The following is a 10016-nucleotide window of genomic DNA, read 5'->3' on the forward strand; positions in this document are numbered from 1 at the left end:
CCCGCCGTTTTCGCGCGAAAACGGCGTTGGCCACGCCTGCGAGGCGCCGCTTTCGCGCGAAAACGGCGCCCGTCGAGCCGGGAATCCCGTCAGTCGGTGGGTTGGCGGTCGTGGATGATCGCCCGGATCTGCTGCTCGACGTCCGCGATGGCCACGAACAGCATCTCGTCGCCGGCTTCCAGCGGGTCGTCGGCCTGCGGCACGATCACCCGGCCGCCGCGCAGGATGGTGACCAGCGCCGCGTCGGACGGCAGCTTCAGGTCGCGGACCCGGCGGCCCGCCAGCGGCGTGGAATCCGGCAGCGTGACCTCGACCAGGTTGGCCTGACCCTGCCGCAGCGTCATCAGCCGCACCAGGTCGCCGACGTTGACCGCTTCCTCCACCATCGCGGCCAGCATCCGCGGCGTGGACACCGCGACGTCGACGCCCCAGGCCTCGGTGAACAGCCACTCGTTGAGCGGGTCGTTGACGCGGGCCACCACGCGGCGCACCGCGAACTCCGTCTTCGACAGCAGCGACACCACCAGGTTGACCTTGTCGTCCCCGGTGGCCGCGATGACCACGTCGCAGGACTCCAGCCCGGCTTCCTCCAGCGACGCCAGCTCGCAGGCGTCGGCGAGCATCCACTCTGCGCCGGGGATGTTCTTCGGGTGGTAGTTCTGGATGCTCCGCTCGATCAGCAGGACCTCGTGGTCGCCTTCGAGCAGCTCCCGTGCGATGGACTGGCCGACCGCGCCGGCGCCCGCGATCGCGATGCGCATTACTCGCTCTCCTCGGGTATGCGGCGGGCCGCCGCCGTGACGTCGGTGACGGTGCCTGACAGCGCCGCCACGTAGACGGTGTCGTCGGCCTGGATGACGGTCTTGGCGTCCGGCAGCACGCCGTTGCCGAACCGCATGATGAACGCGACCCGGGCGCCGGTGGCGGATTCCAGCTCGGCGACCCGGTGGCCGACCCAGCCGTCGTCCAGCGGCAGCTGCAGGACCGCGACGGTGCCGGAGGGCTCGCGCCACGCGGTGGCGACGCCCTCGGGCAGCAGCATGCGCAGGAACCGGTCGGTCGTCCACGGCACGGTGGCCACCGTCGGGATCCCCAGCCGCTGGTAGACCTCGGCGCGCTTGGGGTCGTAGATGCGTGCCACGACGTGCTCGATGCCGAAGGTCTCGCGGGCGACCCTGGCCGAGACGATGTTGGAGTTGTCCCCGTTGGACACCGCGGCGAACGCGGCCGCCCGTTCGATCCCCGCCTCGACCAGGATGTCCCGGTCGAAGCCGTTGCCGGTCACCTGCTGGCCGCGGAAGTCCTTGCCCAGGCGGTGGAACGACTGGGGGTTCTTGTCGACCACGGCAACGGTGTGATCGAGCCGTTGCAGGGCCGTGGCCAGGGAGGCCCCGACCCGGCCGCAGCCCATGATCACCACGTGCACGACCTTGTCTCCTCGCTGCGGGGGGTGTGGGGTTGCCGGCCACGACCTCGCGATCGTCTGCCGACCGTACCGGCACGGGCGCTGATCCGGTCCGGTTCGCGCCCATCGGTTCCGGGCTGGTGCACCGTACCGGGTGAGACGCCCCCGGGGGCAGGGCGGCGCGCAGGATGTGACCTGAGAGCAATTCCAGCGGCCAGGGTCGCCAGTCGACCCGCCTTTGCGCTTACGCTCTGTGCCGTGTCCAAGCTCGCAACCGCGGCGAAACGGTTGATCGTAGGTCGGCCGTTCCGCAGCGACCGCCTTTCGCACACGCTGCTGCCCAAGCGCATCGCCCTGCCGATCTTCTCGTCGGATGCGATGTCCAGCGTTGCGTACGCGCCTGAAGAGATCCTGCTGGTGCTCTCGGCGGCCGGTGTGTCGGCGTTCGCGGTGAGCCCGTGGATCGGGATCGTCGTCGCGCTCGTGATGATCACGGTGGTCGCCTCCTACCGGCAGAACGTGCGTGCCTATCCCTCCGGTGGCGGCGACTACGAGGTCGCCACCGTCAACCACGGTCGCCGGTTCGGCCTGGTGGTGGCCAGCGCCCTGCTGGTCGACTACATCCTCACCGTCGCGGTGTCGATCTCCTCGGCCGCAGCGAACATCGGATCGGTCATCCCGTTCGTGGCCGAGCACAAGGTGCTGTTCGCGGTCGGGGCGATCGCGCTGCTGACCGCGATGAACCTGCGCGGCGTCCGGGAGTCCGGATCGCTGTTCGCGGTCCCGGTCTACGCCTTCCTCATCGGCGTGCTCGGCATGATCGCCTGGGGGTTCTTCCAGTCGTTCGTGCTCGGCCGCGAGCTGCGCGCCGAGAGCGCGAGCTTCCAGATCCTGCCCGACGAGACCCAGATGGCCGGCGTGGCGTTCGTGTTCCTGGTGTTGCGGGCGTTCTCCTCCGGTAGCGCGGCGCTGACCGGTGTCGAGGCGATCAGCAACGGGGTACCGGCCTTCCGCAAGCCGAAGTCCCGCAACGCGGCCACCACGCTGGCGCTGATGGGCGGCTTCGCCGTCGCGATGTTCCTGGGGCTGATCGTGCTGGCCCAGCTGACCGGCGCGGTGGTCGCAGAGGATCCGGCGCACCAGCTGATCGGCGCGCCGCCCGGCTACGAGCAGAAGACGCTGGTCGCCCAGCTCGCCGGAGCGGTGTTCACGGGCTTCGCGCCAGGCGTCTGGTACCTGGTGGCCTTCACCGGCCTGATCCTGGTGCTGGCCGCCAACACCGCGTTCAACGGCTTCCCGGTGCTGGGTTCGATCCTGGCGCAGGACCGGTTCCTGCCGCGCCAGCTGCACACCCGCGGCGACCGGCTGGCGTTCTCCAACGGCATCCTGTTCCTGGCCGCCGGGGCGATCATCCTGGTGTTCGCCTTCGAGGCCGAGGTGACCCGGCTGATCCAGCTCTACATCGTCGGCGTGTTCGTGTCGTTCGTGCTCAGCCAGAGCGGCATGATCCGGCACTGGAACAGGTTGCTGCGCAAGGAAACCGATCCGCAGGCCCGGCGCCGGATGCGGCGCGCGCAGGCGATCAACTCCTTCGGCCTGTTCATGACGGCGAGCGTGCTGGTGATCGTGCTGATCACCAAGTTCACCCACGGCGCCTGGATCGCGATCGCCGCGATGGCCGCGATCTACGTGCTGATGACCGCGATCCGCCGGCACTACGACCGCGTCGCGGACGAGCTCAAGCAGCAGGAGGCGGACGCGGTGCTGCCGTCGCGCAACCACGCGCTGATCCTGGTCTCCAAGCTGCACCTGCCGACCATGCGCGCGATTGCCTACGCCCGCGCCACCCGGCCGGACGTGCTCGAAGGCGTCACCGTCAACGTGGACGACGAGGACACCCGCGAGCTGACGAAGCAGTGGGAGGCGGAGAATCTCCCGGTGCCGTTGAAGGTGCTGGAGTCGCCGTACCGGGAGATCACCCGGCCGGTGCTCGAATACGTCAAGCGGATCCGGCGGGACAGCCCCCGCGACGTGGTCACCGTGTTCATCCCCGAATACGTCGTCGGCCACTGGTGGGAGCAGCTGCTGCACAACCAGAGCGCGCTGCGGCTGAAGAGCCGCCTGCTGTTCCAGCCGGGCGTGATGGTCACCAGCGTGCCGTGGCAGCTGGAGTCGTCCGCGCGGGTCCGCCAGAAGCAGCTCACCTCGATGCCGGGCGCGGCCCGGCGCGGGCTGGGTACGAACGGGAAGGTGAACAGTGACCGAAAGGCCGGACTGGACAGGTAGGCGGCTGGAGGTCGAGATCGGGCCGGTCGCGCACGGCGGCCACTGCGTGGCCCGGCACGAGGGCCGGGTGGTGTTCGTCCGCCACGCGTTGCCCGGCGAGGTCGTCGTCGCGGAGGTCACGGAGGACGCCGGCGGCGGTTTCTGCCGCGCGGACGCGGTCGAGGTGCTGACGGCGGCGCCGGGGCGGGTCAGCCCGCCGTGCCCGATGGCGGACATGGCGCTCGGCCGCGACCGGTGCGGCGGCTGCGACTGGCAGCACGCCTCCGGCGAGGCGCAGCGGGAGCTGAAGGCCGCGGTGATCGCCGAGCAGCTGCAGCGGATCGCCGGGCTCGACTGGCCGGTCCGGGTGCGGGAACTGCCCGGCGGGCTGCTGCGCTGGCGCAGCCGTGCGCGGCTGGCGGTGGACCGCAAGGGCCGGGCGGGGTTCCGCGCGCACCGCAGCCACCGGGTGATCCCGGTGGAGGACTGCCCGATCACCGTCGAGGGCGCGGTGGACGAGGTCACGAACCGCCGGTGGCGTCCGGGCGCGGAGCTGACGGTGGCCGCCGATGCCACCGGTGAAGTGCACGTCACGGCCGTGGATCACAAGCCGCAGCGGCGGCACGGGCGGGCCGTCGCCCGGCAGGTGCAGGGCAGCGGGGTGGCCCGCGAATCCGCCGGCGGGCGGTCCTTCGACGTCGCGGTGCAGGGTTTCTGGCAGGTGCACAAGGCCGCTCCGGACGTCTTCACCGAGGTCGTCGGGCGGCTGGCGGCCGCGCCGGCGGGTGGCGTGGCGTGGGACCTCTACGGCGGGGTGGGCCTGTTCGCGGCCGTGCTCGCCGAGCAGGTCGGCCCGGCGGGTTCGGTGGTGCTGGTCGAGTCGTCGAAGCGCGCGGTGGAGGACGCGGTGGCGAACCTGCGGGACCTGCCGCAGGTGTCGTTCCGGGCGGGCATGGTGGAGGCGGTGGCCACCGACGAGGGCCTGCAGGCGCCGGACGTCGTCGTGCTGGACCCGCCGCGCAAGGGCGCGGGCCGGGACGTGGTGGAGTCGGTGACCGCGCGCCACCCGGCGCGGATCGTGCACGTCGCGTGCGATCCTGCGGCGCTGGCGCGGGACGTCGGCCTGTTCGCGGAGCGCGGCTACCGGATGACCGAGCTGGAGGCCTTCGACGCCTTCCCGATGACGCACCACATCGAATGCATCGCACTGCTGGAGCCGGATTCGCGCTGAGCCGGGTCCGGGCCGGGAACGGATTCATGAGATGACGCAACGCGAACACGTGCCGGAGGTCCTCCCGGCCCCGCCCGCTTCCGGGACCGCGGTGCAGCCCGTCCCGGCACCGGGGACGACGGCGCCGGACGTCGTGCCAAGGCGTCGGACGACCGCGTTCCTGTTGGCGGCGTTGGGAATCGTGCTGGTCCCGGCCGGCCTGCTGCTGCTCGGTTCGTCCACTGTGCCCGGTTATTTCACCGGGTGGGCCGCGGGCTGGATCGTGGTCGCCGCGGCGGCGTGGCTGGCCGACTCCCGCACACCGCGCCGCTGGCTGGGCTGGGCGCTGCTGGCAGCCGTGCCGCAGGCGATCGTCAACGTCATCTTCGCCGCGCCGATCGGTCTGGTCTCGCTGCTCGCCGTGATCGCCTCTCCCGCCCTGGCGGTGCTGGCGCACCGCCGGCTCGCCAGGCTCGCGGAGGATCTCGCGGAGCTGGACGTCGAGATCGCGGTGCCGCTCGACGCGCCCGGCAGCGGGCGGCTGTTGATCGGCCGGGACCGGATCGTGCTCGACCGGACCGGCAGTGCCGGACGGGTCCGGCAGGCGCTGCCCCTGGCCGAGCTGGCCTTCGCGCAGGCAGGGGAGATCAGCGGGGAATCGGGCGGCTGGTGGCCGCTACCGGGCGGCTCCGGTATCCGCCTGCGCAGCGGCCCAGCGCTCCGACTGGTCGCCGGGCCGCAGCAGTGGGTGGTCCACGTCGCCGATCCGCAACTGGTCGCCGCGATCGCCCGGCGGCGCGCCACCGCGGCGTGGCCGCTGCGCACCGGCCCGCAGGACCTCGCCGCCTGGCACCGGCTGCGCGGCTGGGCCGCCGCTCGCACCACGACGGTGCGGGGCGGCAGCCGGGCGCAGGCCTACCCGGGGTTCCGGATCCTGTTCGGCGGCGTGCTGGCGGTGTTCGGCTCGATGCTGCTGACCACCGCGATCGGCCGGGGCATCGGCGACCCGGCGCTGTGGATCATCGCGGTGGTCGTGCTGGGCGCGGGCGCGTTCCTGGCAGTCGACTGGCTCCGGGTGCGACGCCGCCTCGACCAGGCCGAACTGCACCAGCTGCCGCCCGGCAGCCCGCCCTGGGGAGACCTCCGCCCGGATCACGCCCCGCTGCCCGAGTGGCGGCCGTTCCTGCGGTGATGACCCCCACAGCGCTGGTCGCCGCCCGGTGAGCAGGGCGGAAAACCGTTCGCGCGTGGCCGGGGCGATCGCTCCGGCCGCATCGGGCGGTCCGCGGGGCACCGCTGACCCCCGCGGTGCGGCGGAATGCGCAGGTGGTGCTCCGGGTAGCCGCGCGGTTGCGCACGGTGCCGCGCACCACGCCGGGCCGTCGGCAGCCCCCTCCGTAGACTGGGACGCGCTATGCATCGCGGCGGAGCCAGGCAGCCAGCCCGGCCCCGGCATGCGAATGAACCCGACCGGCACGACGAGTGAGGTGGAACGGTGACGCTGCTGGGGTCCGTGCACAGTCCGGCCGATGTCAAGCGCCTGACGCACCCTGAGCTGGCGCAACTGGCTTCGGAGATCAGGCGGTTCCTGATCGAGAAGGTGTCCCGCACGGGCGGGCACCTGGGGCCGAACCTGGGCGCGGTGGAACTGACCCTGGCCGTCCACCGGGTCTTCGACTCACCGCAGGACGCCATCGTGTTCGACACCGGGCACCAGGCGTACGTGCACAAGATCATCACGGGTCGGCAGGACGGATTCGACCAGCTGCGCAAGCGCGATGGCCTCTCCGGCTACCCGTCGCGCACCGAGAGCGCCCACGACTTCGTGGAGAACAGCCACGCTTCCACTGCGCTGTCCTACGCCGACGGCCTGGCCCGCTCCTTCCAGCTCGGCGACAAGCCGCAGCACGCCGTGGCGATCGTTGGCGACGGCGCGCTCACCGGCGGCATGTGCTGGGAGGCGCTGAACAACATCGCCGCGGACCAGGAGCGTCCGGTGGTGATCGTGGTCAACGACAACGGCCGGTCCTACGCGCCGACAATCGGCGGCCTCGCCGAGCACCTCGCCGCGCTGCGGTTGAACCCCAGCTACGAGAAGGCGCTGGAGAGCGGCCGCCGCACGCTGCGCAACCTCCCGGTCGTCGGGCGTTCGCTCTACACCGGGCTGCACGCGGCCAAGAGCGGCATCAAGGACGCGATCAGCCCGCAGGTGATGTTCTCCGACCTCGGCATCAAGTACCTGGGCCCGGTCGACGGCCACGACCTGCGCGCGATGGAGCACGCGCTGCAGATGGCCAAGTCCTTCGGCGGCCCGGTGATCGTGCACGCGGTGACCCGCAAGGGCAACGGGTTCGCGCCGGCCGAGAACGACCAGGCCGAGCAGATGCACCAGGTCAAGGTCATCGACCCGGAGACCGGGCTGCCGACCAAGCCGGCCCCGACGAGCTGGACGGACGTCTACGCCGAGGAACTGGTGCGCATCGGCGCCGAGCGCCCGGACGTGGTGGCCATCACCGCGGCGATGCTCGGCCCGACCGGGCTGAAGAAGTTCGCCGAGGCGTACCCGGACCGCTGCATCGACGTGGGCATCGCCGAGCAGCACGGCATGACCGCGGCGGCCGGGATGGCGATGGGCGGCCTGCACCCGGTGTTCGCGGTGTACTCGACGTTCCTGAACCGGGCGTTCGACCAACTGCTGATGGACGTGGCGCTGCACAAGCAGCCGGTCACGGTCACGCTGGACCGCTCCGGCATCACCGGTGACGACGGCGCCAGCCACAACGGAATGTGGGACCTGTCGATCCTGGGCCTGATCCCGGGCATCCAGGTCGCCGCGCCGCGCGACGCCGTGACGCTGCGAGAGGAGCTGCGCGAGGCGGTCGCCGTCGACGACGGCCCGACCGTGATGCGGTTCTCCAAGGGCTCGGTGATCGAGGAGGTCCCGGCCGTGGAGCGGGTCGGCGGCGTCGACGTGCTGCGCCGCTCGGGCGGCGCTGACGACGTGCTGCTGGTCGCGGTCGGCGCGTTCGGCAAGCTGGCGGTGGCCGCGGCGGAGCGGCTCGCCGCGCAGGGCATCGGGGTGACCGTGGTCGACCCGCGCTGGGTGCTGCCGGTCCCGGAGCAGATCGTCGAGATGGCCGCGCAGCACCGGCTGGTGGTCACCCTGGAGGACTGCGGTCGGCACGGCGGGTTCGGCTGGGCGCTGGCCGCGGCGCTGCGCGACGCGGAGCTGGACGTGCCGCTGCGCGACCTGGCGGTGCCGAACCGCTTCCTGACGCACTCCTCGCGCGAGGAGGTGCTGGCCGACCTCGGCCTCACAGAGCAGGACATCGCCCGCCGGATCACGGAGTGGGTCGCCAAGCGCGGCGACGGGCGCGTCCCGCTGCGGGTCGCGGCCGACTCGGACCGCCCGGAAGCCGCCAACGGCTGACACGTCGGCGACCGACGCCGTTTCCGGTCTCGTGCGGTCGTGAGTGGCAGTGGTCGTTCAGGCGGCCTGTCGTTCAGGCGGCCATTGCCACTCACGACCGTCGGCTGGCGCGGCGACGGTGTCATTGGTCATGACCGTGACGTGGGTGTGGCGTTTTCGCGCGAAACCGTCGCCCGGCAGGCGTGGAGAACGCCGTTTTCGCGCGAAAACGCCGCGCAGAACAAGTTCCCGAGCAGCCTCTAGGGCAGGCCGGAGGGCTCACGGCCCCGTGCGGCACGTCAGGGCTGACGCGCCAGGTGGTCGGAGAGGTTCCAGGAGCGCCAGCCCTCGTCGAACAGGTCCTCGGTGATCTCCGCGACGATCGGCCCGCGGGCCTCCTCCGGCAGGCCCTGCAGCGCGGGAAGCGCGTCCGCCGACAGCCCCTCCAGGTACTCCTGGTCGAGCTTGCCGGTCGCCTCGAAGCGGGCGATGTTGCGCTCGGCGATGAACGCGTCGGGGTTGAGCGCCGCCAGCCCGAGCAGCGCCGCCATCGCCGTGCCGACCACCGCGGCGGGCAGCCAGCCTGCCCGCAGCCGGGCGCCGGCTGCGATGACCAGCAGGTACACCACGCCCAGCCACAGCTCGCAGGACATCACCAGCAGGCGCATCACTGTGTAGCCGTAAGCGTCCTGGTAGGCCCACATGCGGATCAGCGCGGAGAACACGATGAGCAGCGTGAGGACCGCGAGCGCACCGCCCAGCCCGCGCAGCAGGTTGCGATCGAATTGGGTGCTCTTGGGCGCCCAGCGCGCGGCGGCGCCGATGATCGGCAGGGTGAGGATCGTGACGAACGTCAGCTGCCAGAAGCCGCTGCGGGCGTAGCCCGCATAGGTCAGCTGCTCGGTGTGCTGAACGTGCTGCTCGCCGCCGAACATCGGAGTGCTCTGCACCGCGATGAACGCCGCGAACAGCACTACCAGCACGCCGATCGGCAGCGCCCATTCGAGCCGCCGCAGCGTCTTGACCTCGCGGGTCGTCTCCGCCGGTTGCGGTGGGCGGAGCAGGGTGAAGCCGGCGCCCAGGGTGGCCGCCCCGAACACGACCAGCACGAACGTCCAGCGGAAGAAGGATTCCCCGTCGAGGCGCGGCAGCACGGCCGAGGCCAGCGCTGCGAAGTTCTCGTCGGCGCCGGCGAACAACGCGCCGAAGATCAGCAGCAGTAGAACCGTGACCGCCAGCGACGCCACTAGCCGCAGGCCGACCGAGCCGCCGCCGCGTTCGCGCATGCCCCGCACCGCCCAGGGCAAAGCTCGGAGGGCTGCTACCGGGATCGCGATGGCGGCCAGCCCGAACGCCCGAACGCTTCGCCCGCCGGTCACCGCGAGCACTCCGGCGACCCCGGCGGTCAGCACGCACCACGCCGTGAGCCAGTCCGCCGACCGGAAGGCGCACACCGACAGCAGCAGCAAGGCCACTACCGCCCAGCACAACTGTCCGATGTGGACTTTTCGTTCCGCCTTGCGGCCCACCAGGAACATCCCGGCGGCGATGGTCAGGCCGAGCAGCGGCCAGCCGATCCCGGGCCCGCCCAGCGGCACGAAGATCGCCGCGGCGGCGCCGCCGATCACCGCCGCGAGCAACGCCGCGGGAGCGCCCGAGACCGCCGGCCGCGGCCAGAAGGCGTCGAACAGCGGCGGCGGTGGAGCGAATGGCGGAGGGGGTGGGGC

Annotated in this window: 8 protein-coding genes; 5 read left to right on the forward strand and 3 right to left on the reverse strand. The window is 71.9% G+C overall.

The features are described 5' to 3' along the window. Positions 1 to 89 precede the first annotated feature (89 nt). Both E1288_RS08490 and E1288_RS08495 read right to left on the reverse strand, forming a co-directional pair. Entirely contained in the window at positions 90 to 761 is a 672-nt protein-coding gene (locus tag E1288_RS08490) for a potassium channel family protein (protein ID WP_132482984.1), read from the reverse strand. Beyond that, positions 761 to 1426 carry a potassium channel family protein gene (locus E1288_RS08495; RefSeq protein WP_132482986.1) on the reverse strand — a complete coding sequence of 222 codons (666 nt, stop codon included), beginning with the start codon at positions 1424 to 1426 and terminating at the stop codon, positions 761 to 763. Before E1288_RS08495 ends, E1288_RS08490 begins: the two co-directional genes overlap by 1 nt. 237 nt (positions 1427 to 1663) lie before the next feature. Here E1288_RS08495 and E1288_RS08500 point away from each other — a divergent pair, with 237 nt between their 5' ends. The 5 genes from E1288_RS08500 to E1288_RS08520 all read left to right on the forward strand — a co-directional run bounded on the left by E1288_RS08500 (position 1664) and on the right by E1288_RS08520 (position 8553). Next, positions 1664 to 3691, forward strand: a complete 2028-nt coding sequence (locus E1288_RS08500; protein WP_132482988.1) for an APC family permease — start codon at positions 1664 to 1666, stop codon at positions 3689 to 3691. After that, positions 3663 to 4901: a class I SAM-dependent RNA methyltransferase gene (locus E1288_RS08505; protein WP_132482990.1), complete on the forward strand. Its 1239-nt coding sequence runs from the start codon at positions 3663 to 3665 to the stop codon at positions 4899 to 4901. The genes E1288_RS08500 and E1288_RS08505 overlap by 29 nt, the downstream gene beginning before the upstream one ends. Positions 4902 to 4932: 31 nt before the next feature. After that, complete coding sequence (locus tag E1288_RS08510) at positions 4933 to 6072, forward strand: hypothetical protein (protein ID WP_132482992.1); 1140 nt, start codon at positions 4933 to 4935, stop codon at positions 6070 to 6072. Positions 6073 to 6375: 303 nt separating this feature from the next. Further along, positions 6376 to 8310, forward strand: a complete 1935-nt coding sequence (dxs, locus tag E1288_RS08515; RefSeq protein ID WP_132482994.1) for a 1-deoxy-D-xylulose-5-phosphate synthase — start codon at positions 6376 to 6378, stop codon at positions 8308 to 8310. A 39-nt stretch (positions 8311 to 8349) separates the two neighbouring features. Beyond that, the gene (locus E1288_RS08520) at positions 8350 to 8553 is read left to right on the forward strand and encodes a hypothetical protein (protein WP_132482996.1); all 204 of its coding nucleotides are present in this window, start codon (positions 8350 to 8352) and stop codon (positions 8551 to 8553) included. Positions 8554 to 8588: 35 nt separating this feature from the next. On the opposite strand, the gene E1288_RS08525 is transcribed toward E1288_RS08520, so the two are convergent. Further along, on the reverse strand, positions 8589 to 10016 hold a 1428-nt coding region (locus E1288_RS08525), incomplete at its 5' end, for a DUF4153 domain-containing protein (protein ID WP_235883423.1).

The sequence above is a fragment of the Saccharopolyspora elongata genome (assembly GCF_004348985.1).
GTDB classification, from domain to species: domain Bacteria; phylum Actinomycetota; class Actinomycetes; order Mycobacteriales; family Pseudonocardiaceae; genus Saccharopolyspora; species Saccharopolyspora elongata.